The sequence below is a fragment of the Streptomyces sp. NPDC091682 genome, assembly GCF_044756625.1.
Taxonomy (GTDB): domain Bacteria; phylum Actinomycetota; class Actinomycetes; order Streptomycetales; family Streptomycetaceae; genus Streptomyces.
Genome location: NZ_JBIVTH010000038.1, coordinates 13,899 through 36,454, shown reverse-complemented (window position 1 = coordinate 36,454; position 22,556 = coordinate 13,899). Strand labels below are relative to the sequence as shown.

General features: G+C 68.2%; 25 protein-coding genes and 3 pseudogenes. 22 read left to right on the top strand and 6 right to left on the bottom strand.

Annotation, left to right across the window (positions count from 1 at the left end; translation table 11 throughout):
- Nucleotides 1-469: 469 nt before the first annotated feature.
- Together ACIQK6_RS41055 and ACIQK6_RS41050 are read left to right on the top strand one after the other, a co-directional pair.
- Nucleotides 470-1,309, top strand: a complete 840-nt coding sequence (locus ACIQK6_RS41055) for an IS5 family transposase (RefSeq protein WP_402697532.1) — start codon at nt 470-472, stop codon at nt 1,307-1,309.
- A 603-nt stretch (nt 1,310-1,912) separates the two neighbouring features.
- A pseudogene (locus ACIQK6_RS41050) lies at nt 1,913-2,877 on the top strand (transposase); the annotation flags it as partial.
- Between the two features lie 32 nt (nt 2,878-2,909).
- On the opposite strand, the pseudogene ACIQK6_RS41045 reads toward ACIQK6_RS41050, so the two are convergent.
- Both ACIQK6_RS41045 and ACIQK6_RS41040 read right to left on the bottom strand, forming a co-directional pair.
- Nucleotides 2,910-3,698 (bottom strand): annotated as a pseudogene (locus ACIQK6_RS41045) (IS5 family transposase).
- A gap of 157 nt (nt 3,699-3,855) precedes the next feature.
- Nucleotides 3,856-4,170 carry a CPCC family cysteine-rich protein gene (locus ACIQK6_RS41040; RefSeq protein ID WP_329094746.1) on the bottom strand — a complete coding sequence of 105 codons (315 nt, stop codon included), beginning with the start codon at nt 4,168-4,170 and terminating at the stop codon, nt 3,856-3,858.
- A 177-nt stretch (nt 4,171-4,347) separates the two neighbouring features.
- Between ACIQK6_RS41040 and ACIQK6_RS41035 the strand changes: the two genes are divergently transcribed.
- From ACIQK6_RS41035 to ACIQK6_RS41015, 5 genes are all read left to right on the top strand, one after another.
- Entirely contained in the window at nt 4,348-5,478 is a 1,131-nt protein-coding gene (locus ACIQK6_RS41035) for a sensor histidine kinase (protein WP_402697530.1), read from the top strand.
- Between the two features lie 102 nt (nt 5,479-5,580).
- Entirely contained in the window at nt 5,581-6,483 is a 903-nt protein-coding gene (locus ACIQK6_RS41030) for an ABC transporter ATP-binding protein (protein WP_402697528.1), read from the top strand.
- Entirely contained in the window at nt 6,476-7,228 is a 753-nt protein-coding gene (locus tag ACIQK6_RS41025; RefSeq protein WP_329094752.1) for an ABC transporter permease, read from the top strand. Before ACIQK6_RS41030 ends, ACIQK6_RS41025 begins: the two co-directional genes overlap by 8 nt.
- Nucleotides 7,229-7,305: 77 nt before the next feature.
- The gene (locus tag ACIQK6_RS41020) at nt 7,306-7,824 is read left to right on the top strand and encodes a CapA family protein (protein ID WP_329107382.1); all 519 of its coding nucleotides are present in this window, start codon (nt 7,306-7,308) and stop codon (nt 7,822-7,824) included.
- Between the two features lie 97 nt (nt 7,825-7,921).
- Nucleotides 7,922-8,596 (top strand): response regulator transcription factor, encoded by a 675-nt coding sequence (locus ACIQK6_RS41015; RefSeq protein ID WP_329094754.1) that lies wholly within the window; start codon nt 7,922-7,924, stop codon nt 8,594-8,596.
- A gap of 130 nt (nt 8,597-8,726) precedes the next feature.
- Here the strand turns inward: ACIQK6_RS41015 and ACIQK6_RS41010 are convergent, their stop codons facing one another.
- Nucleotides 8,727-9,038, bottom strand: coding sequence for a hypothetical protein (locus ACIQK6_RS41010; protein WP_402697526.1), 312 nt, complete (start codon nt 9,036-9,038; stop codon nt 8,727-8,729).
- A gap of 73 nt (nt 9,039-9,111) precedes the next feature.
- Between ACIQK6_RS41010 and ACIQK6_RS41005 the strand changes: the two genes are divergently transcribed.
- Together ACIQK6_RS41005 and ACIQK6_RS41000 are read left to right on the top strand one after the other, a co-directional pair.
- Nucleotides 9,112-9,919 (top strand): IS5 family transposase gene (locus ACIQK6_RS41005; protein WP_329094757.1). Its coding sequence is split into 2 segments (ribosomal slippage): nt 9,112-9,455 and nt 9,454-9,919, totalling 810 coding nucleotides; the frame shifts between segments, so codons are not numbered across the junction.
- Nucleotides 9,920-9,944: 25 nt separating this feature from the next.
- A pseudogene (locus ACIQK6_RS41000) lies at nt 9,945-10,421 on the top strand (transposase); the annotation flags it as partial.
- Nucleotides 10,422-10,458: 37 nt separating this feature from the next.
- On the opposite strand, the gene ACIQK6_RS40995 reads toward ACIQK6_RS41000, so the two are convergent.
- Nucleotides 10,459-10,938, bottom strand: coding sequence for a hypothetical protein (locus ACIQK6_RS40995; protein ID WP_402697524.1), 480 nt, complete (start codon nt 10,936-10,938; stop codon nt 10,459-10,461).
- A 375-nt stretch (nt 10,939-11,313) separates the two neighbouring features.
- On the opposite strand from ACIQK6_RS40995, the gene ACIQK6_RS40990 reads away from it, so the two are divergent.
- The 6 genes from ACIQK6_RS40990 (at nt 11,314) to ACIQK6_RS40965 (ending at nt 15,900) form a co-directional block, all read left to right on the top strand.
- A complete protein-coding gene (locus ACIQK6_RS40990; protein WP_329094759.1) occupies nt 11,314-12,561 on the top strand; it encodes a serine hydrolase domain-containing protein in 1,248 nt (415 codons plus the stop codon).
- Between the two features lie 10 nt (nt 12,562-12,571).
- Nucleotides 12,572-13,267, top strand: a complete 696-nt coding sequence (locus tag ACIQK6_RS40985) for a VanZ family protein (RefSeq protein WP_329094761.1) — start codon at nt 12,572-12,574, stop codon at nt 13,265-13,267.
- A gap of 59 nt (nt 13,268-13,326) precedes the next feature.
- Nucleotides 13,327-14,043 carry a response regulator transcription factor gene (locus tag ACIQK6_RS40980; RefSeq protein WP_329094762.1) on the top strand — a complete coding sequence of 239 codons (717 nt, stop codon included), beginning with the start codon at nt 13,327-13,329 and terminating at the stop codon, nt 14,041-14,043.
- Complete coding sequence (locus tag ACIQK6_RS40975) at nt 14,036-15,115, top strand: HAMP domain-containing sensor histidine kinase (protein ID WP_329094764.1); 1,080 nt, start codon at nt 14,036-14,038, stop codon at nt 15,113-15,115. Before ACIQK6_RS40980 ends, ACIQK6_RS40975 begins: the two co-directional genes overlap by 8 nt.
- Nucleotides 15,116-15,469: 354 nt before the next feature.
- The gene (locus ACIQK6_RS40970) at nt 15,470-15,724 is read left to right on the top strand and encodes a hypothetical protein (RefSeq protein WP_329094766.1); all 255 of its coding nucleotides are present in this window, start codon (nt 15,470-15,472) and stop codon (nt 15,722-15,724) included.
- On the top strand, nt 15,721-15,900 hold the full coding sequence (locus tag ACIQK6_RS40965) for a hypothetical protein (RefSeq protein WP_402697522.1): 180 nt from the start codon (nt 15,721-15,723) through the stop codon (nt 15,898-15,900). The genes ACIQK6_RS40970 and ACIQK6_RS40965 overlap by 4 nt, the downstream gene beginning before the upstream one ends.
- 55 nt (nt 15,901-15,955) lie before the next feature.
- On the opposite strand, the gene ACIQK6_RS40960 is transcribed toward ACIQK6_RS40965, so the two are convergent.
- Nucleotides 15,956-17,164: a DUF4241 domain-containing protein gene (locus ACIQK6_RS40960; protein WP_402697520.1), complete on the bottom strand. Its 1,209-nt coding sequence runs from the start codon at nt 17,162-17,164 to the stop codon at nt 15,956-15,958.
- A gap of 301 nt (nt 17,165-17,465) precedes the next feature.
- Entirely contained in the window at nt 17,466-17,909 is a 444-nt protein-coding gene (locus ACIQK6_RS40955; RefSeq protein WP_329094770.1) for a hypothetical protein, read from the bottom strand.
- 139 nt (nt 17,910-18,048) lie between these two features.
- Between ACIQK6_RS40955 and ACIQK6_RS40950 the strand changes: the two genes are divergently transcribed.
- The 7 genes from ACIQK6_RS40950 to ACIQK6_RS40920 all read left to right on the top strand — a co-directional run bounded on the left by ACIQK6_RS40950 (nt 18,049) and on the right by ACIQK6_RS40920 (nt 22,479).
- A complete protein-coding gene (locus ACIQK6_RS40950) occupies nt 18,049-18,336 on the top strand; it encodes a hypothetical protein (protein ID WP_329094772.1) in 288 nt (95 codons plus the stop codon).
- A gap of 25 nt (nt 18,337-18,361) precedes the next feature.
- Nucleotides 18,362-19,312, top strand: coding sequence for a site-specific integrase (locus tag ACIQK6_RS40945; RefSeq protein ID WP_402697518.1), 951 nt, complete (start codon nt 18,362-18,364; stop codon nt 19,310-19,312).
- A gap of 135 nt (nt 19,313-19,447) precedes the next feature.
- On the top strand, nt 19,448-20,215 hold the full coding sequence (locus ACIQK6_RS40940) for an AAA family ATPase (RefSeq protein ID WP_402697516.1): 768 nt from the start codon (nt 19,448-19,450) through the stop codon (nt 20,213-20,215).
- Between the two features lie 235 nt (nt 20,216-20,450).
- Entirely contained in the window at nt 20,451-20,798 is a 348-nt protein-coding gene (locus tag ACIQK6_RS40935) for a hypothetical protein (protein ID WP_402697515.1), read from the top strand.
- Nucleotides 20,799-20,958: 160 nt separating this feature from the next.
- Nucleotides 20,959-21,195, top strand: a complete 237-nt coding sequence (locus ACIQK6_RS40930; RefSeq protein ID WP_402697513.1) for a hypothetical protein — start codon at nt 20,959-20,961, stop codon at nt 21,193-21,195.
- Nucleotides 21,196-21,283: 88 nt separating this feature from the next.
- Complete coding sequence (locus ACIQK6_RS40925) at nt 21,284-21,451, top strand: hypothetical protein (RefSeq protein WP_402697511.1); 168 nt, start codon at nt 21,284-21,286, stop codon at nt 21,449-21,451.
- Nucleotides 21,452-21,537: 86 nt separating this feature from the next.
- The gene (locus ACIQK6_RS40920) at nt 21,538-22,479 is read left to right on the top strand and encodes a WD40 repeat domain-containing protein (protein ID WP_402697509.1); all 942 of its coding nucleotides are present in this window, start codon (nt 21,538-21,540) and stop codon (nt 22,477-22,479) included.
- Nucleotides 22,480-22,556: the final 77 nt, after the last annotated feature.

Below are 22,556 nucleotides of genomic sequence, written 5' to 3'. Positions count from 1 at the left end.
GACGTCAGACATCTCGATCAACAGCCCGGGGGCCTCGCTCGTTTCGCTTCACGGACCGTCACCCGATCGGTGGCCACATCGAAGAAGCTCAATGAACAGGAAAATCCTTTGGGACATGGGTACGGCTTGCATTCAGTCACGTCATCACATCAGCAGATCAGAGCCCAGGAGCCAGCGGATTCAGCCCCCACCCACACCATCAGGCGACACCAGAACCGCCCGAAGGCTCACGAACCGCCCTCTCAGTGGGCGTTCACGTAGTGCTTTTCCGGTATGCGAGCTTTGTTCATGCCCCAGTTTGGGAGCCTCTGCCCGGTAGGAGGCGTGCATCCCCACCCGGATCACGAACCCACCTGCCCGTCTCGTTCGCTTCCGTGTCTCGAAGTCCGTCTGGTTTGAAGACGCCCCAGAATCGCCAGACAGCCAGCGGAACCACACCCTCCGGGCGCAGTCATGCACACGCTGTGCCGTGAGCGAGCGCAAGCCCTACCCCAGCGACCTGTCCGACGCCCGATGGGCCCTGATCGAGCCTACGCTGACGGCCTGGCGAAATGCCCGGCTCGAACGCCGTCCCACAGGACAGCCGGCCAAGGTCGAGTTACGGGACGTGTTCAACGCGATCCTCTACATCAACCGCACGGGAATCCCCTGGAAATACCTCCCGCACGACTTCCCCAGCCACGGCACCGTCTACGCCTACTACGCAGCCTGGCGCGACGAGGGAATCTTCGCTCAACTCAACTACGACCTCACCGGTCTCGCCCGCGTCAAGGAAGGCCGCAAGCCCGATCCGACCGCCTCGGTCATCGACACCCAGAGCGTCAAAACCTCCACCAACGTGCCCCTGACCGGCCAAGGAACCGACGCCGCGAAGAAGATCGTCGGACGAAAGCGCGGCATCCTCACCGACACAATCGGCCTCATTCTCGCCGTAACCGTCGCCAGCGCCGGCCTCTCCGAGAACGCCATGGGAATACGCCTCCTCGATCAGGCGAAAGCCGCCTACCCGACCATCGCGAAAAGCTGGGTCGACACCGGCTTCAAGAACACCGTCATCGAGCACGGCGCCCGCCTCGGAATCGACGTCGAAGTCGTCAACCGCAACCCCGAAAAGCGCGGCTTCCACGTGGTGAAAAGACGCTGGGTGGTAGAGCGGAGCATCGGCTGGATCATGATGCACCGCCGTCTGGCCCGCGACTACGAGACCCTCACCACCAGCTCCGAAGCCATGATCCACATCGCCTCCATCGACAACCTCGCCAAGCGCATAACGGACGAGACCACACCAACCTGGCGAGGAACCTACTAGGGCATAAGCGGCAATCCGCCTAGATCAAACGCCCTCTCAGACCGCTGCGGCATGCTCGCCATCATGAACGAAGACGCCTTCTGACAGGTGGTGCGGTTCCTTTGGAACTGTAAATCGTTGGGTGTAACTCCCGATCATGGAGGATGCGCCGATGACCAGTGAGAACGTGACCGAGGCCGAGACCGTCGAGGCGTCTGAGCCGCAGTCGTCGAGGTCTCCTGGGCGAGCGTCGGGATCCGCCCGTTGGCCGAGCCGTACTTCTCGGCGGCCTCGTCCTTGATCCGCACAAGGTTACGCATGTCGCCGCGCAGTGCTTCGGCGAAATGGGGCAGGTCGTCGGCCGCCTTTCGGACGTTCGCCAAGGCAGTGTCGGCGTTCTCCCCCAACATCTCCATGACCTGGCCGAACTCCTGCCTGCCGCCCCGAGTGTCGAGGCCGCTGGCCAGACTGTCGATGTCGGACTTGCTCAGCTTGTTCTTTTTCTTCTGGCGCCTCGAACGGTGCCCCGAACGAGGTCACTCACCTGGGCATTCGCCGGACATGAGGGCGGCCTTGTCTGATCCTGTGCTCCGTCACGAGGAGAACCAGTTGAAGGCCGTTGTCATGAGTGTGGTGTGCCCGGATGTCCGGCAGAAAGCGTTCGCGGAAGCGTCACGCTTCCGAGCAGGGTTCTACGAGTGTCTGACCGCCCGGCGTGACGAAATGTTCGAACTGGCCGACGCGCTGTTGTGCATCGACGGGCCGGTCACCTCGCCGGTGGACCTGATGACGGTGCCCGAACACCGGCGTGGGCACGGCGCGTTGTACGAAGATCTCAACCGGGGCCGGATCAACGTCGAGAGACTGCGGACTCTGCTTGCCGGGCTGCCGTTGTCCCGGTTCGAGGCCGGGCGCCTGGTGCTGGTGGTCAACGTGTCACCGTGGCTGCGCTCGGATGCGCCCTGCTCGGCAGAACGGCTGTTCTGCCACGTCTACGGCAGGGCGAAGTCCGCCTCCCAGTTCCCCCCGGGCTGGCCGTACTCCTTCGTCCCGGTCCTCGAACCGGGAGCCACCTCGTGGACGTCGATCCTGGACGTGGTCGGCTCGGGCCGGAAAACGATGCGACCGCCGTGACCGCCGCCCAGCTCCGCGCCGTGGCCGAGCGGCTCGTCGCGGCCGGCCAGTGGGCGCCCGGCGACCCGGACATCACGATCGTCATGGACGTGGGTTACGACGTCACCTGCCTGGCCTGGGTCCTGCGGGACCTTCCTGTCGAGCTGGTCGGGCGGATCCGCAGTGACCGGGTGATGCGTCTGCCGAAGCCCTCGCCCAAGGAGTACGCCCTGGCCTATCCCCAGGGCGGGCGACCGCCTAAGCACGGCAAGGAGTTCCGCTTCGCCAAACCCGAGACCTGGCCCGAGGCAGCGATCACCACCATCACCGACACCACCAACTACGGAAAGGCCGAAGCCCAAGCCTGGGACCGGGTCCACCCGAGGCTGACCCACCGCTCGGCCTGGCTGGAGCACGACGGCGAACTCCCCATCATCGAGGGCACCTTGCTCCGGTTGAAGGTCGGGCATCTCTCTAACTGATCATTTCAGAATGACGTTCGGAGTCGTCACAAGCAGATGATGCTACAAGCGAGTTGGAGGAAGCCGAGGTGGAGATCGGCGCGTATCTCGTAGCGGATCCGTAGCCGTTTGAACTGGTGGAGCCAGGCAAAGGTTCACTCGACGACCCAGCGGGTCTTCCCCCAGGCCGGAGCCGTGAGCCGTGCCCTTGCGGGCGATCTTGGGGGTGATGCCCCGGGCCCGGATCAGGCGGCGGTACTTGTCGCAGTCGTAGCCCCGGTCGGCGAATAGACGCCTGGGCCGGTGACGGGGACGGCCGTGGGTCCCGCGGATGTGCGGGATCGCGTCCAGCAGAGGTATCAGCTGCGTGACGTCGTGGCGGTTTCCGCCGGTCAGGGACACTGCGAGGGGTGTTCCGTTCCGGTCGGTGATCAGGTGGTGCTTGCTTCCCGGGCGGGCTCGGTCGACCGGCGAAGGTCCGGTGTGAGCCCCCCTTTGAGAGCCCGGACGTATAAGCCGTCGATCGCCGCGTCGTCCATGTCCAGCAGCCCCGCCTTGCGCAGCTCGGCCAGCAGAACCTCGTGCAGGCGTGGCCAGACTCCGGCTTAGGTCCAGTCCCGCAGCCGCCGCCAGGCCGTCACGCCGCTGCGGCCGACACGTCCGGCCGGCACATCGGCCCAGCTCACGCCCTTGCGCAGCACGTAGGCGATCCCGCGCAGGGCGGCCCGGTCGTCCACCGGCAGCCGCCCCGGATACCGGCGACGACGCGGCGGACGAGGAGGGAGCAACGGGGCCACGCGGTCCCACAGGTCATCAGGCACAAGATCATCCGACACCTGCAGAACTCTGCCGCCCACCAGCCCGAACGCCAAGCCCTGGGCCAACTTCATGGCTCTGCACACAGTTACAGCATCCACAAAGGCTGTTCCGTTCGGCATAGCCGCAGTGTCCGAAAAGGCTGAGGAGAATCCCTGCGTGGACCAATCCCTGCCCTCAGACGCGACGACGGTTCGGGCGCGAACGCCATCTGCCTGGGCCGCCGTTGGCTGCCGATCTCGGATCTGTTGCCCTCGTTGTTGTGACGTACTGTGCGTAGCGCCGACGTGCGTCGGTCAGGCTCTCCGCTCCGTTGGGGCCGCCCCAGACCTCGTCAGCGTTCGGGTCGTCCTGGCCATCGTCTTCCCAGCTGCACTCGTCACAGATCTCGAATTGTCCGCGGGCTTCCAGCGTCAAGAGTTTGCAGCAGGGACAGGCATACGGACCGCAACCGGGCGGGCTGGCTGTGGGCGGTTCTCCGGGTGGTGTCACGCGTCGAGTGTTGCATGATCTGCGAGGAGGCCCTGGGCTGATCGCTCATTCTGAAACGAACAGTAAGTGATGGATGTTCTTCCGTTTTGTGGGCAACTATCGGCCACGGTGGCACGACTACCGGCCCGCCCCCCGGGGCGTTGGACGTACCGCGAATCGAGCGCATAGTTTCGAGACATGGGCGATCTTCCCAATCGGCGTCTGATCATGCTCGATGTGCTGGCTGCAGTTGGGTTCGCACTGCTCCCGGCGGTGTCGCCGCTGCGGCCGTTCGTCGGCGCCGGGGTGAGCGACACCACCTTGTGGCTGCTGTCGGCAGGTATCGCGCTGCCACTCGTCGTCCGGCGGCTCTGGCCCGTGCCGGTCTTCGCGTTCGTCGTGACGGCGGCGTGCGCGGGGCTGCCGTTCGGTCTCGCGTCGACCTCGTTCCTCGCCGCAGCGTACGCCCTGTACCTGGTGGCCGTGACGCGGAAACGGCCGACGGGGCGCTCCGCGGTCCTCATCGGCGGGGTGAGCGCGGCCGGCGCGGCCGCGCTGACGATGACGGGCGCCCAGGACTACCAAGGCGGAACCCCGGCCGTGCAGATGGTGCTCGGCCTGCTCGTCCTCGGCGCCACCTGGGCGGCGGGCTCGGCCGTCAGGGAGCGGCGGGAGAGCATGCGGCGCGTCATCAAGCAGACGGCCGAACGCGCGAAGGACGAGGAACGCCTGCGCATCGCCCGCGACCTCCACGACGTCGTCACCCACAGCGTGGGCGTGATCGCGATCAAGGCCGGCATCGCCAACCACGTCGTCGACACCCACCCGGGGGAGGCGCGGGAAGCCCTGGCGGCGATCGAGGACATCAGCCGCAGGGCGCTGAGCGACATGCGGGCCACCCTCAAGGTGTTGCGCCGGGACGAGGAGGGCGCCCAGGACCTCCGGCCGGTTCTCGGGCTGTCGGACCTGACCGCGCTGGTCGAGACGGCCGAGGCGGCGGGCGTCCGCGTGGACCTGCGGTCCCACTGCCCGGAGGACCCGCCGGAGGGCGTGGAGCTAGCCGCCTTCCGGATCGTCCAGGAGGCGCTGACCAACGTGGTCAAGCATGCCGCGCCGACCCGCTGCCGGGTGCGACTCGTCGCGGAGCGCGGCGCGCTGACGATCGACGTCGCAGACGACGGGCCCGGATTCGCGGGCCGGCCGGCCGTCCCCGGCGGCGGACTGGGCCTCGTCGGGATGCGGGAACGGGCCGCCGCGCACGGCGGCACCATCACCGCCAGGCCGCGTGCGGGCGGCGGTTTCAGGGTCACCGCGACGCTGCCGTACTGAGCCGGACTCATCCGCAGGTATGGCTCCGGCCGGCGAAGGACGCCCGGCATCCCCATCCCGGGACCGATGTGGCCGGCGGGACGCCCGCACCACACTGAACGTGTGATTGACGTCCTGGATTTGAGCAAGCGGTACGCCCAGAACACGGTCGTGGCCGGCCTGAGCTTCACGGTGCGGGCAGGTGCCGTCACCGGATTCCTGGGCCCCAACGGAGCCGGAAAATCGACCACGATGCGGATGATGGTCGGCCTGACCCGCCCGGACACTGGATCCGTCCGGATCGATGGGCGCGCCTACCACGAACTGCGCTACCCGGCCCGGCACGTCGGAGCGCTGCTGGAGACGTCCGTTCCGCACCGCAGCCTCACCGCGGCCCGCCACCTGAAATGGGTCGCGCAGGCCAACCGGATCGAGCGCCGCCGGGTCGGGGAGGTCCTGGAGATGGTCGGCCTTACGGACGCGGCCCGCAAGCGGACCGGCGCGTTCTCCCTCGGCATGGGCCAGCGGCTCGGCCTGGCCACGGCGCTGCTCGGCGACCCGTCCGTCCTCGTCCTCGACGAGCCGGTCAACGGCCTCGACGCCGAGGGCATCCGATGGCTGCGCGAACTGCTGCGCACGATGGCCGCCGAAGGCCGGACCGTCCTCGTCTCCAGCCACCTGATGACCGAGATGTCCATGGTCGCGGACCACCTGATCGTCATCGACCGCGGGCAGCTCCTCGCGGACACCAGCATGTCGGACTTCATCGACCGGCACGCAACGACGTACGTACGCGTGCGCACACCGGACCCCGGGCTGCTGGGCCGGGAACTCGAAGGACGGGGGGCCACGCTGGCGCTCGCGACGGACGGCGCTCTGGAGATCCGCGGCGTGCCCGCGGGCGAGATCAGCCGGCTGGCCGCGGCCAACGGCGCCCCACTCGACGAGCTGAGCACCCACAAGGGTTCCCTGGAGGAGACCTTCCTCGGACTCGTCGGCAAGGGAGAGAGGAACACCGGTGTCTGAGCTGGTCGCGGCCGTCCAGGCCGAGTTCACCAAGGTGCGGGGCGTCCGCAGCACCTTCCTCGCGCTGCTGCTCTTCGTCCCGATCAGCATCCTCGTCGCTGCCCTGGACGGCTGGTCCGCGCGCGGGGCGCTCGACTCAAACAGCCCAATGCTCCGCGAAGGGTTCACCGCCCAGCAGGCAGGCCTGGACGGCATCCTCTACGGGCAGCTCGCGCTGATCGTGTTCGGGGTGCTCGTCGTCGCTGGTGAGTACGGGTCAGGCATGATGCGGGTCTCGTTGCTCGCCGTGCCCCGGCGCGGCCGGCTCTTCGCGGCGAAGACCACCGTGGTCGCCGGCGTCGCAGCGGTCGTCGCGATCCCGGTCACCGTCGTCGGGTACCTGGTCACCCAGCTCGCCCTGGGACCTTACGGTGCCCCGATCGGCGCGAGCGGCGTCCCCCGCGCCCTGGCCGGCGCGGTGGTCTACCTGACGCTGATGTGCCTGTTCGCGGCGGGTACGGCCCTGATGGCCCGCAACGCCGTCCTCCCGCTGGCCATCCTGCTCCCCCTCGTGCTCGCCGGGTCCCAGATCCTCTCCGTCATCGGCGCGACGAAGGACATGGCGCAGTACTTCCCGGACCGGGCCGGCATGGAGATACTCACCGTCAACTCGCCCGACGCGTACACCGGATTCGCGGTGCTCCTCGCGTGGACGGTCGCGGCCCTGGCCGGCGGCTACCTCCGGCACCGCCGCTGGGACGCCTGACGGGACCTGGCTGAGGCACCTGCCTCATGCCCGTGGGACATCACGCCCCGTAGCTTCCCAATCGGTCAACCCGGCCGCTGGGCGAGCGCGCGTTCGCCCACCAGGTGATCGACGAGGGCGCGGACGTGGTGGTCGGGCACGGCCCGCACTTCCTGCGCGGCGTGGAGCTCTACCGGAACAAGCCGATCTTCGACAGCCTGGGGAACGTTGTCAGCCAGATCGAACTCGCCGACCGGCTCCCCGCCGAGGACTACGCGAAGTTTGCCGACCGCGGGCAGTTCACCCCGGGGCGGTACTTCGACGAACTCAGCGGCCACGGGCGACGGTTGTTCGCCCCGCACCGCCCGTACTGGCGCTCGCTCGTACCCGTCCTCATGTTCGGCGACGGCACGCTGGTCGGGGCCCGCCTCCACCCGATCGACCTGGGCTTCGGGGGCCCGGTCCGGCACCGGGGCCATCCGCGGCTGGCCGACGGGGCCGAGGCCAAGGACATCCTCACCGACTTTGCCCGCCTCTCGGAGCCGTACGGCGGTGCGGTCTCGGTCGGGGACACGGGTACGGGCGAGCTGCTGATCCCGCCCACGACGACGGGGTGAGACAAAGGTCGTTGAAACCACCGCTGCTAAAATATCTGAACTCCAAGGACCTCAACAGACCTCTGTGGATCGATGAGCGACATGCGAGGAGTTCGGAATGGCCGAAGCGGTCAGGGTGTTGATCGCGGACGATCAGGCGCTGTTGCGCGGGAGCTTCCGGCTCCTCATCGATTCGACGCCCGGAATGGAGGCGGTCGGCGAGGCGGGCGACGGGGCCGTGGCGGTGGAACTGGCCCGGGAACTCAGGCCGGACCTCGTGCTGATGGACCTGCGCATGCCCGTCATGGACGGCATCGCGGCCACCCGGCAGATCTGCTCCGACCCGACGCTGGCCGGCGTACGGGTGCTGGCCCTCACCATGTTCGACATGGACGAGTACGTCTACCCCGCCCTTCAGGCGGGTGCGAGCGGGTTCATGCTGAAGGACGTCTCGCCGACCGACCTGATCGCCGGCATTCGCGTCATCGCCACCGGCGAGGGAGTGCTGGCGCCGACGGTCACGCGCCGCGTCATCGCGAATTTCTCCCGCAGCGACGAATCAATGCGGCCGGCGCCGCGACTTGTCGGGCTCACCAAGCGTGAACAGGAGGTGCTCGTGCTGATCGCGAATGGATTGTCGAACGCCGAGATCTCGGCAGACCTGGTCATCAGCTTGCCGACCGTGAAGACACACGTGAGCAGCCTCCTGGGGAAGCTGCAAGCTCGCGACCGCGCGCAACTCGTGATCATCGCCTATGAGAGCGGCCTCGCGGAGCGCGGAATGCCCGGCTGATACCCGGCCGATGCCGGCCTGGGCCCGGATGTGGCGGATCCCAAGGTGGTGCCCCCGGCAGGACTCGAACCTGCGGCCATGTGCTTACTGATCGTGTCAGAATGGCTGCTGCATCGGGATCCGCTTCACGTCAGGCGGGTTCACCCAGTAGTTCTGCAACCCGCCGGGCGGCTTCGTCCGGCGGCAGCTCGGCTGGCCAGTGAAGTTGTTCAGCGTGGCCTCGGATGGGGTTTTCATCGCGATCCAGGGGGACGAACTGCCAGTCGTGGCCGTGCCGCCAGAACACGATCACCCCGTGAGGCCATGCAGGACGGCTGGTGGTCCACCAGAAGGCTGTCCTGCGAGCTTCCTCGTGGCGCTCGTCGGGGCCGTGTCCGATTGCGGCGCAAGCCGCGGCGAAAGCGGCATCGGCGGTACGTCGATCCTGCCAGAACAAAGCCACTGGCCGATCTTATCGATGACTTCAGCGAGTCTGCGATCTTGCGTCCGGCAATCTTGATCGGCAGGCTGTGCGGGTGCGTTCTGATCTTGTGCCGGACGCCCTGTGGGAGCGCGTCGCGCCGCTGCTGCCACCCGTTCCCGAGCGTCGTTTTCGCTACCCCGGACGTCTGCGCGTGCCAGACCGGATAGCGCTCGCAGGCGTGCTGTACGTGCTGCGGACCGGCGTTGCCTGGCGCGACGTGCCAGCAGAGACCGTGGGCTGCTCCGGAGTCACGGCATGGCGCAGGCTGCGGGATTGGACCGAGGCCGGAGTGTGGCCCCGACCGCACGCCGCCTTGCTGACCGAGCTTCGGCGAGCGAGCCTGCTGGACCTGGACGACTGTGCCGTCGACGGCTCACACGTCCGAGCCCTGAAAGGGGGATCATGTTGGTCCCTCACCGGTCGACCGTGCCCGTCCCGGCTCAAAGCACCACCTGATCGTCGACCGCAACGGTATCCCGCTGGCCGTCACGCTCACCGGCGGCAACCGGCACGACGTCACCCAGCTCCTGCCACTGGTGGATGCGGTCCCATTGATCCGGGGTCTGCGAGGGCGGCCTCGCCGTCGGCTCCGACGACTGTACGCGGACCGGGGCTACGACTTCGACAAGTACCGCCGCCAGCTATGGAAGCGCGGCATCAAGCCGATGATCGCCCGACGCGGCATCGCTCACGGCTCCGGACTCGGCAAAGGGCGCTGGGTCGTAGAGCGCGCGTTCGCCTGGCTGCACCAGTTCAAACGACTCCGCATCCGCTACGAGCACCGGGCAAACCTTCACCAGGGTCTCCTCGAACTCGCCCGCTCGATCATCTGCCTACGGCGGCTCTCGCGATCATTCTGAAACGATCAGTAAGCAACGGGAAGCACCGCCGGTGTGGCTGTGGTCCTCCAAGACCGGTGCCTCCCCGGCAGACGTGGATCTGTGGTGGCAGGTGTTCCTCAGGAGGTTCGACCTTGAGCACACCTTCAGGTTCGGAAAGCAGACTCTCGGCTGGACCACCCCGAAAGTCCGTACTCCTGAGGCCGCAGACCGGTGGACCTGGCTCGTGGTCATCGCCCACACCCAGCTCTGCCTCGCCCGGTTGCTGGCCGCCGACCTCCGACGGCCCTGGGAGACGCCGGCCAAGCCCGAACGCCTCACCCCGGTCCGGGTCCGCCGAGGGTTCAGGATCATCCGAGCCCACCTGCTCTGCCAGGCCCGCGTTCCCCAACCCCGCGGCGCCGGTCCCGGACGACCGCCCGGAAGCAAGAACCGCCACCCCGCACCCCGCTACGACGTCGGTAAAACCGTCAAACGCTCTGAGACCCTCAAAGACATCGGCAGACCAGGTAGGTCCTGGTAGATGCCGACTCCGCGACGCCCGAGGGTAAAGATCAAGCTCACCAGACGATGACACCACCGCCCTCGGCTCTGGCTCGCACGGAAGCGGCAACGATGTTGTTGAAGCAACGGGTGACGTACTCCGCGCCGTAGCCGCTGACTTCACCAAGATGATCGACGTGAGGGCGTATCGCTTCGCACTCGGCCAGGAAGTCGTCGATCTCCCCCGGCTCGACGCGGAGGTTGCCGCCGTCGAGCTGGGGAAAGAAGCGAGCCCCCAGGGCCCGAACAGCTTCAGAGCCCCACAGTTTGCTGCGCGATCTCTCGAATCCGGCCATGGTCTTGCTGTAGTCGTCGTCGGGATCCTCCAGAAGGGTCCACTCGCCGTTGGCTTCGTATACGTAGGTATCCACATTGAGGCTCATGCGCTGATTCTCCGGAGCAAGACCGTGTCGCGTCGACTGGATTGCAGCTGCCGCGACAACGTCACGGCTGTCACACAGGGCAGCGACTTCGAGACTCTGGTAGCTCTGCGTCATGCCTGAAGATAAAGAACAAGCTAAGGGGCGGGCACAACCTGGACGAGAGCTCTGAGGAAGCACCGGACAATGTCGTTCGCCTGCACCCGAAGCAGGGATGACCGCCAGACGTCCCCACCGACCGCAGGTCCAGGACACCTCCTTACCGGGCGGCCGACCGCCGCCCGGGATGCGGTAGAGCAATGTGCTGGATCAAGCAACGCGACTGGTCATGCTGCCTCGTGATACCCGGATCGCGGCAGGGGATTCCGTGTATCGCGGGCGTATCGAAAATCGCATACGCCGACGCAACAACCTTGCGTCTTCAGTGGAGGCATGAACCACAGCGAATCACAGTCAGCGCCAGATTTGTTCGACCGGGAAACGCCCGTGATCATGGACTCGGATTCGGTACAGGGCATCGACCGGCGGCGGCTGTTCAAATGGGGCGGGCTGGCTGCCGCCGGCATGGCGGCGGGCGTGCCGCTGGTGGGAGCCGGGATCGGCCGTGCCCACGCGGCCCCAACCGACTCGTCCGGGGACGACCGGATCCCGCGGGACGCCCTGCCCGGCGGAGCTTACGACCGGCACGTGGCGGAACTGGCCGCCGAGGGCAGGTTCTCCGGCGTGGTGCTGCTGTCGCACCGGGGCCGCACGGTCCTGTCCCGCAGCTACGGCATGGCCGACAAGGAGAAGGGGATCCCGAACCGCGAGGGCACCGGGTTCAGTCTCAGTTCGGCGGGCAAGCCGTTCCACGCGGTGGCCATCTTGCAGCTCGCGCAGCAGGGCAAGCTGCGGCTGTCGGACACGGTGGGCGCCCACCTGACCGGCTTCGCCGAGGACGTCGCCGGGCAGGTGACCATCCACCACCTGCTGTCCGGCACCTCCAGGCTGAGTTCTCCGGATGAGGACGTGCAACGCGTCTTCCAGAGCCGGGGCGAAGTGCACGAGTACTACGAGCAGCGGGCCCGGCAGGCGGACCTGATGGGCGTCCCGGGCACTCCCGACACCGTCCACGCGGAGGCGGAGGTCACCATTGCCGCGCTGATCGTGGAGGCCGTGGCCGGCACGACGTACTGGGACTACGTCCGGGAGAACATCTTCAAGCGCTGTGGTATGACCGGCTCGGCGTTCCACACCCGGCCGCAGTGGCTCACCGACCCGCACATCGCGCACCCGTACATGGAGCTGGCCGACGGCAGCGTGGTGGACGGGCTCCGCAACCTGGACCAGGGCAGCCCGTACCCGTACGTACTCGGCAAGAACCCGGGCCGCGCCTTCATCGATGCCCCAGGGGACGGCGGTTTCGCCACCGCGCCGGATCTGGTCCGGTTCGCGCAGGCGCTGACCGACGGCACGGTGCTGGACCGGCCCTGGGCCGACGTGCTCTTCGGGGCCAAAACCCCCCACGGCCCGACGTCGTTCGGTGCGTACGGGCTCGCGATCGACATCGTCAACGGCCAGTGGGAGTACCAGCGTGCCGGTGGAAACCCCGGTGTCGGCGCCAACTGGAGCATCTACCCGTACACCGGCTGGGTCGCCGTCACCCTTGTCAACCGCGACTCCGACAGCCTGCCGGACATCCTCGAGCACCAGACGCAGGCCATCACCGGCGCTGCGCGCTCCGGCGGGGCGGGCGGCTGATGTGGGGAACATGAACCACAGCCCATCCCCGTCAGTACCACCCCGCCGGATCGTGCTCGCTGGCCTGGCGATCCTCGGCCCGTCAGGCGTGCTGTTCGTCATGTGGCGGCCGCTCATGATGGCCGCTCCGGCGTGCACGGCCGGGCGGTGGCACGGCTGCTTCGATACGTTTAACGGGGTGCTGCTCATGATGCTGGTCGGGCTGCCGTTGGCCGCTCTGCTGGTGTGGGCTCTGGCGAGCCTGCGGCGCGCCGGCGGTGTCACGTCGGCGTGGCGGATGTCACTGGCCGAGGTGGGCGTGGTCTACGGGGCGGTTCCGATGGTGTGGCTGACCCTGCAACCGGGCCCGGGGGCCGGTGTCGTCCCCGGCCGGGTGAGTCTGATCCCGCTGCGGGACCTGGTCACGATGGGGCCGGTCGGGACCGGCGGCAACCTGCTGATCTTCGCGGCGCTGGGTTTCTTCGCCCCTATGCGGTTCGTGGCTCTGGCGTCCGTGCCGCGGATCCTGGTGCTCGGGGCGAGCTGCTCGGTCCTGGTCGAGACCGCACAGTACGTCCTGCGGCTGGACAGGGTGTCGTCCGTGGATGACGTACTGGTCAACGCCGTCGGCGCCGTGCTGTTCGGCCTGGCGTCGCGCCGCTTCTGGCGCACTACGGCGGAGGTGCCGTCGGACCAGCCTCGCCCCGCGCCGGCGCTGGCAGGGTGAGTTGCGTGTCCGGTGTGCACCCGTCGGCGCCGATTTCGTGATGACAATAGGCTTCACGCATGCGCGTACTGATCGTGGAGGACGAGCCCTACCTGGCCGAGGCGGTCCGTGACGGTCTGCGGCTGGAGGCGATTGCCGCCGACATCGCCGGCGACGGCGACACGGCCCTGGAATTGCTCAGCGTCAACTCCTACGACCTCGCGGTCCTCGACCGTGACATCCCCGGACCCTCCGGCGATGAGGTCGCCCGGCGCATCGTCGCCTCCGGCAGCGGCATCCCGATCCTCATGCTCACCGCTGCCGACCGGATCGACGACAAGGCGTCCGGTTTCGAGCTCGGCGCCGACGACTACCTCACCAAACCGTTCGAGCTGCGCGAGCTCGTCCTGCGGCTGAGGGCGCTGGACCGCAGACGCGGGTACGCCCGGCCTCCGGTGCGCGAGATCGCGGGCCTGCGGCTCGACCCGTTCCGCCGGGAGGTCTTCCGCGACGAACGCTACGTCGCTCTCACCCGCAAGCAGTTCGCGGTGCTGGAAGTCCTCGTCGCCGCCGAGGGCGGGGTCGTCAGGGCCGAAGACCTGCTGGAACGGGCCTGGGACGAGAACACCAACCCCTTCACCAACGCCGTGCGTATCACGGTCTCCGCGCTGCGCAAACGGCTCGGTGAACCATGGATCATCGCCACGGTGCCCGGCGTCGGCTACCGGATCGACACCGGCATGAAGATCGTAGCCCGGGACCGCGACGTCGCCGCCCCCGGCAGTACGCATGCATAGACGCCGAGGGATCAGCGCCCGACTGAAACTCACCCTCAGCTATGCCGGATTCGTTCTGCTCGCCGGCGTTCTCCTGCTCGCCGTGGTGTGGGTGTTCCTACTGCGCTACGTACCGGACAGCGAGGTGGGTCTTCTCAGGGTCGCACCCAACCGCTACGTCCTCCTGCAAGTCTTCGTCCCCGCCGCGGCCGCGGCGATGGTCTTCCTGTTCGTGTTCGGGCTCGTCGGGGGATGGATCCTCGCCGGCCGGATGCTCGCACCACTCACACAGATCACGGATGCAGCCCGGATGACCGAGAACGGGTCGCTGTCCCACCGGATCCGCATGAAGGGCCGCCAGGACGAATTCCGTGAACTCTCCGACGCGTTCGACTCGATGCTCGAACAACTCGAGTCCCACGTCGCAGAGCAGCAGCGATTCGCTGCGAACGCCTCCCACGAACTGCGCACCCCGCTGGCGATCTCGCGGACGCTCCTCGACGTCGCCCGCAAGGACCCCACGCGGGAACGGGACGAACTCATCGAACGCCTCTACGCGGTCAATCAGCGGGCGGCCGACCTCACCGAGGCCCTCCTGCTGCTCAGCCGCGGCGACTGCGGAAACTTCACCCGCGAGAGCCCCGACCTCTCCCTCATAGCCGAAGAAGCCGCCGAAACGCTGCTTCCCCTGGCCGAACAGCGCCGGATCGCGCTGGACGTCACCGGCGGGCCGGCCCCGACCAGCGGCTCCACCGAGCTCCTGTCGCGGATGGTGACGAACCTCCTCCAGAACGCCATCGTCCACAACCTCCCCACCGACGGCACCGTGGCGGTCCACACCGAGGCGCACGGCGACACGAGCGTGCTGCGGGTCGAGAACACGGGCCGCCGGCTCCCACCGGAACTGGTACCGACCCTCATCGAACCCTTCCGGCGCGGGACGGAACGCGTACGCACCGACGAGCACGCCGGCGTCGGCCTCGGCCTGGCCATCGTGCACAGCATCGTCCGCGCCCACGACGGGACCCTCGACCTCGTCCCCAGCCCCGCCGGCGGCCTCCTCGTCACGGTCCGGCTCCCCAGCACGCCGTAGGCAGCGTTCCCCGAGTGGGCCCGTTCGGGCCGGCGCCGTTCATGGCGATCAGGCCGAGCGCCAGCGTCGACCTCCAGAGCGAACGCCCGGAGTCGAAGCGCTGTCGGCGGCCTCGTGCCCGCCAACGACATCGAAGGTCAGCATGAGCGGGATGCTTGCACGGTGGCGCGGTAGCCCGCCATGGAATAGGCCACCTGTTGCACCAAGACTGCAAACCCGCCGAAGGTCCCACGCCGCTGAACAGGAGAACTTGACTGGGAACACCACGGCCTCGCTCAGCAGCACTTCATCCAAGCCCTCCGACTTGCCCGCAACGGCGGAGACGTCCAGGCCGGCTCGTACGTCCTGGCCACCATGAGCCTGCACGCCTACCTCCAGGGACACGTCAACGAGGCCATCGACATGGCCGAAGGCGCCTACGAACAAGGCAAACACCAGGCCGCTCCCCGGGTCCTCGCCTTCGCCAAACTCGCCGAAGCCCGTGCCCACGGCAAAGCCGACGACGCCTCCTGCCCCCTGCACGAGGCCGCCGCCCTGCTCACCGACCACGCCGGGCAGCGCCTGACCTGGGCCGCCCGCTCCCTCGACCCGCAAGGAGACCTCGCATGACTTCGGTGCTGTACCCGAACTTGCCCGAGGACGCGCTCGTCGTGCTGATCGGGGCCTCCGACGCGGGCGAGTCGACCCTGGCCCGCACCTGGCCGGCCTCCCAGCTCCTCTCCCTCGACACCCTGCGCGGCACGGTCAGCGACGACTTCTCTGTCAAGTTCAGCGTGTTGAACTGACGCAGTCCGCCCAGCTGACCGGCCGGTGCGGCCTCGTGCAGGTGGTCGGCGATCCTTACTCTGTTCCGGCGGCGCATTGGAGCTGGAAGTCGACGACGACGCAACTAACCTGTCCGTCTTCGGTGCGGCCGGTCCAGACGGGGTAGGCGCCGTCGCCTTGGCCAGCACGGAAGGCAATGAGATTCGGCTCGGGCTCTGTGCCGGGCAGTTCGACGCTGAAATGGCTGTCGCTGTCGAGGGGTATGAAAATCTCGTCGTCCAGCTGGTCTTCGGTCACGGTCCGCGTCGCATCCATGAAAGCCGCTGTGCCGGTATCCACGCCAACCCCGTAGAACTGGCCCTCGCCGAGCAGCTCCAGGTCCTCGTCGGGCCGGAGGGTCATTTCCCACTTATGGGGAGGGACTTCCAGGAACGTCACCCTGGCCGCAGCGACATCCGCCCCGTGTTTCGTGCGCAAAAGCGACAGTGTGACCGGAAAGTCGCCTAGCGGCACTCCGACGGTCCGCAGGTTGCTGATCCAGCCTGGGTCCGAGACCGCCAGCTGCCCTGAGGTGATCCGCAGCATGCCAGCGTCAATGGGCTCGACGACGGCCGGCCCTTCCCGGGTGTCGCACACACCCGGATTGAACAGTTGCTCAATTCCGGTGGCGCGCAGGGGTCCCGATCCTTCGTCTACTGACCTGTCGTTGAGGACTACGGTCGTGGCGAACTCGTGGCCCTGCTGGGTGAGGAGCGGAGCGAACAGTTGCCAGTCGCCGAATTCCGGTGCGGGACAAAGGAAGTCTTCGACGGGCGTCGCGAACCGCCGTTCGGGGACGCTCGACGGGCCGGATGCTCCATCGTGCGATGACTCCGGCGATCCGCCCCGCGGTCCGGCGAACTCGGACTTCACCTCGATCTGTCCGTCGGCTGAGACGGTGGTGGTCTCTTGAACATCCCACTTCCCGTACAAGTGCGCCTGATCGTTGGGAAACTGCCATCGGGTGTTCTGCTGGGCCAGCAACATCCCCGTGCCGTGGGGCTTGAGGTCGATCATCTGCACGCACCAAGACCTGTCGTCGAACAGATACACACGCCACATCCGCCCCGGCCAGTATTCGACCAGTGCCAGCGGTTGCTCCCGCGCGGACAGCAGAACCGCGTAATCCTTCCCGGCCGCATGCTTGCGTGCCGCGAGCGCGCGTGACATCGGGCTCCGATGGGTCATTCCCCGATAGGAACCCCACATCTCGCCGTACGACACATCAAGACTGTCGAAGATCACAGCCGAACATCTCCCCCGTGGCACCAGCCACCCCCGAGCAGTGCGTTCGACGGGTGACCCCTGCCGCGACGCCCTGCCCTTCCGAAAACTTCGTCGTGCCGCAGTTTGCCACTGAGGTATGACACAGAGGTTGTGGGAGGCCTGCAACCTGGGGTTACCGAAGGAACATGCCGCTCCAGGTGACGAAACACGGTCGGTTCGGCGGCCCCCATCGGGGATCGGGGGTCTTCAGGTCAGCGGCGACTCGCAGGGGCGAGAGCGTGGGCACTCCTGCGCGGGAATCCAACCCGGCGGAAGGATGTTACGGCTGGTCAACGAATTCCGTTGGTTGCCCTGGACCACAGTGGGTGTGACCTGTCTGCGAGGGGGGCGTCGGCAGTGTGCGGACTACGCCGATGCGGTCGGCGAGCTGCTGGTGCAGCAACCGGTGCTCCGTCATTGACTGGTGCAAGGCGCCGACCAGTGCCTCTACGTCGGTCTTCAGCTGCGCGATTTCTTCGGCGTCGGCTGCCCGGAGTTCCTTGAGTCGGCGGATCTGCTTGCGCATGCGTTGTTCGCTGTCCGGGGTGCCGCCGCGGGCCCGCACTCTGTCGTAGAACATGTTCTTCAGGTCGGTGTACCGCTGAGTGAGAGCGTTGCGCGGGACACCGGCTTCGAACGCGAGGGCAACGATCGTGAGCGCGCCGTTCGAACGCTCGGGGTGGTGAGGCCGGTGATCTGGGAGGCGGACTGGGCCGATGCCCATGCCTCGAAGAACAGGCAGTAGTCGTCCGTGTAGTTCCGCTTCGTCTCCTGCGCGAGACGGGCGAACGACGACCGACACAGATACGGCTCAGTACCTCATCGACCTGCCAGTCCGGCGAAAGGAGAATCGGATCCCCAGGATGAATCCCAACGCGATCTTCACGAGTCCCCAGGTCCTCCCGCCCACTCAGAACAGGCACCCGATCCGCGGACACCTGGCGGTCCGCCGGTATCCAGAACGTACGCCACCCCAGCACGCAGCCACCCCTGCTCGATCCGCTTCAACACGCCGATCCAACAGGGAAGACGACCCCGGCGAACAGGGCGCCACGGCCGATGCCGCCGACGTCCTGAAGCTGATCCTGGAGCGCCGGATGGCCCGCAAGCTCAACACGGTCATCGACGCCACTTCCCTGATGATTTGTTGAGTTCAAGCGTCAGGGGAGGCTTCGGGTGACCGAGTGGCAAGTGGTGTGGGTTCCCGATCTGGACCGGTGGGGCGCCCTCCCTGTGGAGGGCGTCCTCGGGGTTCGGGACCTGCCGGCGGCGGTAGCCCGGATCGGCCTTCGACCCGGCGACCCGGTGTTCGTTGCACCGGACGGCACGGTGGACCCCGAGCTCCTGGAGTTTGTCCTGTCTGGCCCGTTCCGGTACCTGGAGCGGGAGACGAAGCGGAACTATGCAACGGACATCCGGCCGCTCCTGTCGTTTCTGTCCTCGCGTGGAGTGCCGTGGCGGAGGGCCTGTAGAAGTGATCTGGCGGACTACCGGGACTGGCGGTGCAGGTCCATGGAGAACCCGCAGCGGGTCGGCGGGACCAGGTGGAACCGCGAGGCGGCCGCGTTCACCAAGCTGTTCCGGTGGGCGAGGGTCGAGCCACTGCCGGTGGACGCGGGACGGCGCGAGGACCGGGCAGCGGATTCCCACAACTCCACCGTACTGTTGCTGACACCGCGGACCTGGGGACTGTGGTCGGACATCGGGCTGCGCGGCCACACCGGCACCGGCTCGTCCGCGCCCGGTTGGAAGTCCAGGACCGAGCTGCGCAACACCGGCTTCGTCCAACTCCTGCTCGGCTCCGGCCTGCGCTGTCGACGCGAACCGCAAGGGGCACGCGACCATCGGCGCCCTGGCTCCGTCTCCATGGCTCTTCCCCGGCGGCCAGCCCGGACGACCGATCAGCAGAAACCGCAGGGCCAGCGGGCCGATTCGGGTACCAACATCCGCGTCGTAGAGGCCGTCGCCCCGCAGGTTCGCGGCCAGCTTGGCGACCGTACGGAACAGGAGCCATGCCGGGTCCGATGGGGAATCAGCGAGGGCGTCGAGTCGGCCGGACATCGCCGCGGTGACGGCGGTCGGCGCGCGGCCGCTGGCCTCCAGGACCGCCTCCGCCCAGGCGAGTGAATCGCCCTGACGCTCATAGAGCTGGCGACCCCACAGGCGGAGGACGGCGTCACGGTGGTCGGTCATTCCAGGATCGTTCCAGCAGGGAACACCGACAGCCAACGGATTTTCCCGTGCATCCCTGCACACAGCAACTTGACAGGGAACGCCACCAACGTCGAACAGCCCATCAGGGTGAAGCTGGTGACGGCGGCGAAGCGGCACGGCATGCCGACTGTCGCCGTCGTCGTCGCCACGCCCCTGGACCTGTGCCTGGAGCGGCAGGGCCCGCGGCCGGACAACCGGCGCGTGCCCGAGGACGTCGTCCGCTCCCAGCACCAGGCCATGGTCCACTCGCACCAGCGCCTCGCGGCCGAAGGGTTCAACACGGTCGTCTTCGCCGACACCCTGGACCGCCTGGAGCCGTTCCTCGGACGGCTCTCGCAGGCCCGGGAGGCCGACCTCGGGCGCGACGGCAGCGACGGCCTGGGCGACCTGTGGCTGGCCCGCCGCTTCTTCGGCCCGGAGATCCTGCCGCTGTGGCAGTGGCGGCCGGCCTCGGATCTGGGGACCGGCCGGGACCGAGTCGCGGAGATCCGCCTCGGGCAGCAGTCCTTCACCCCGGCGCTCCGCGACGACGGCGAGGGCGAGGGCGGCTTCGGCTTCGGCTTCGGCTTCGGCTTCGGCGTGGTGTTGCCCTGCCCCCTCGACCCGGAATGCTCCGGGCAGGCGTGGGCGCCCATCCACTCGGTCACCGACCTGCACAAGGCGCTGACCGGCGCCATGGAAAACGACCCGGACATCGTCTGCACTATCCACGGCGACGGCGACCAGGAGGCCGAAGACCGCTACCGGGGCTGGGACGACGACCCCGAGGGCCGCGCCGACATCCAGGCGCAGCATGCGAACGCGGTGCGCGCGTGAGCCGCGCCGCCGACGGCCCCACCCGCACCCGCTCACCCCGGCCGGCCTCCCGGCCGGGGACGAGTGTTGAACGGCTGCCGCGAGTGCCGCACTCCGGTCCAGGGCGGTACGGCGGGCCTCGCCGCGCACCGCCGCACCGTCCACGACCCCCGCCGCGACTACGGCGACCGCCGTCGTCGCATCACGGTCCAGCTCGACTTCTGGCCTTGCCCGGCACGCCGAAGGAGACCCGCTCATGCCCGTGTCCGAGACCGCCCTCGCGTACTACGCCGCCCACACTCAGGCCCCGCGCGAGCACGGCGCGATGAACGCCGCCTGCCTCTGGCCGCGCCAGGCCCTGCAGTACACCACCGTCAACGGCGCCCGCTTCCTGCCGTTCCCGTCCCGGATGCCCGCCCGGGCCGTGGCCCCGGCCGTTCGCTCCGCCCTCAAGAAGCATCTGGTGCACGAGTACGACGTCGCCGCCCGCGACGGCTCCCCGTTGCGCATCGTCTGGATCCGCCACGCCCCCGGCACCTGGTTCGGCGGCGAGGACGTCATCGACGTCTACGAGGTCCCCACCGAGGAGCCGGCTGTGCCATAGCGGGTGATGGTCCTCCGTGCCGCCCCGGCTCCGTTCGACGGAGGCCGGGGCGGTCGCGGTGGTCCCTCACCACCGAGCACAGAGAGGAGCTGGACGTCATGCTGCGCACCTACGAGGTAGACGTCCCGATACCCGACTCCACCACCCCGACCGGCGTGGCGTGCACGTCTTCACCGGCGTCACCGACTCCCCCGCCGCAGCCCTGCGCCGCGCCCACGAGGTGTACGACGCCGCGCTCGCCGCGCACACGGCCGGATGCGAGATCCCTGGCAGGCAGCCGGACCAGTGGGGAGTGGCCGGGCTTCGGCCTGGCTGGCAGATGGAGTGGCCCGCCGCGACGGCCGGCCTCGGGAACAACCCCGTCAGCTGGACCACCCGCGCTGACTTCGCGCTGTAGCTCCGCCCCGACAGCCGCTCTGCTTGGCGGCTTTGTCGGCTGCCCCGGGCCCATCCATCCCGTACGAGACGAGACGGAGAACCCAAGTATGTCGTCCCTCCTGCGCGCTCGAAGCCGGTTCGGCCGGCGCACCCTCTTACTGGCGGCCGCCGCCGTGCCGCTGACCGGCTGGGCGGTTCACGCGGTCGCCCTGCACCGGCAGATCGTCGCCACCCGGAAGGATCCGCTGACCGGCCCTGTTCGGCGCTCGCGGTAGTGGCACTGGCGACGCCGTTCGCTGGCCGCCCGACGGACACGTCCACTGCCGTACTCAGTGAATTCCACGAGGGAGCCGAACGCCTGGTGTTCAGCCCCGACGGCCGGACCCTGGCCGTCGGGCAGGGCGGCTCGCTGTGGCCCTTCTTCAGCAGCGACACCTCGTTCGTGGAGACGTGGAGCGTCGACGACGGGCACCGCCTCGCACGTATGACGGCCCCCGGGGTGCTCGACGAGGTGGTCTTCGCAGACCAGGGGCGCGCTCTCGTCACCAGGGGACGGACGGGAACCGTCGAGCGACCCTCGACCTACATCCAGTTGTGGAAGCCCGGCGTCGGGGACCCGCTGACCGAACCCCTCGGCGGAGACCACACCTTTCACATAGGAGTGACGGACGGCGGAACGAGCCTGCTCGTCATCGGGAGGGAGAGCGACGGTGTGGCCGTCCGCAACGCAGTGGACCGGCAGGCGGTCCGCCGACTGACCGGCCCCAGCGCGCAGTGGGTGTCGTCCGCCGTCCTCAGTCCCGACGGACGCTTCGTGGCCACCATGAACCAGAACTCCCGGATGCAGCTGTGGCAGGTGTCCGACGGCCGCCCGAGCGGCGGCGACGGATCCGTGCACGAGGCCGACGCCTTCTTCAGCGGCGACTCGCGCGTCCTGGCGGTGGTCACGAAGGACAGGAAGCAGGTGGAGGTGTGGGACACCCGTGACGGCCGGATCAAGAGCACTCTGGAGACCGGTGATGACGGCATGAGCACCGTCCTGCTCAGTCCGGACGGGAGCAAGGCGGTGACCCGCAGCTATTCCGACCTCCAGCTGTGTGACACGGCCAACGGCCGCAGGATCGGCAGCCCGCCGGCCGACGCCGAGCCCGACTCGTCGCTGAGTGCGAGCGATGACGCCGTGGCCCGCTTCACCCCCGACGGGCGTACGTTGGCCACGGCGTCGCAGGACGAGACCGTACGCCTGTGGCGGCTCGACACACTCGGGCTGCGGGACCGGGCGGGTCTGCTCGGCGCCAGGTGAGCCGGCCGCCCCTCATCGTCCCCGGCAGGGGTCAGCAGGAGACGTCGAAGAGACGCCCGGCGTAGGTGGTGGGGGGG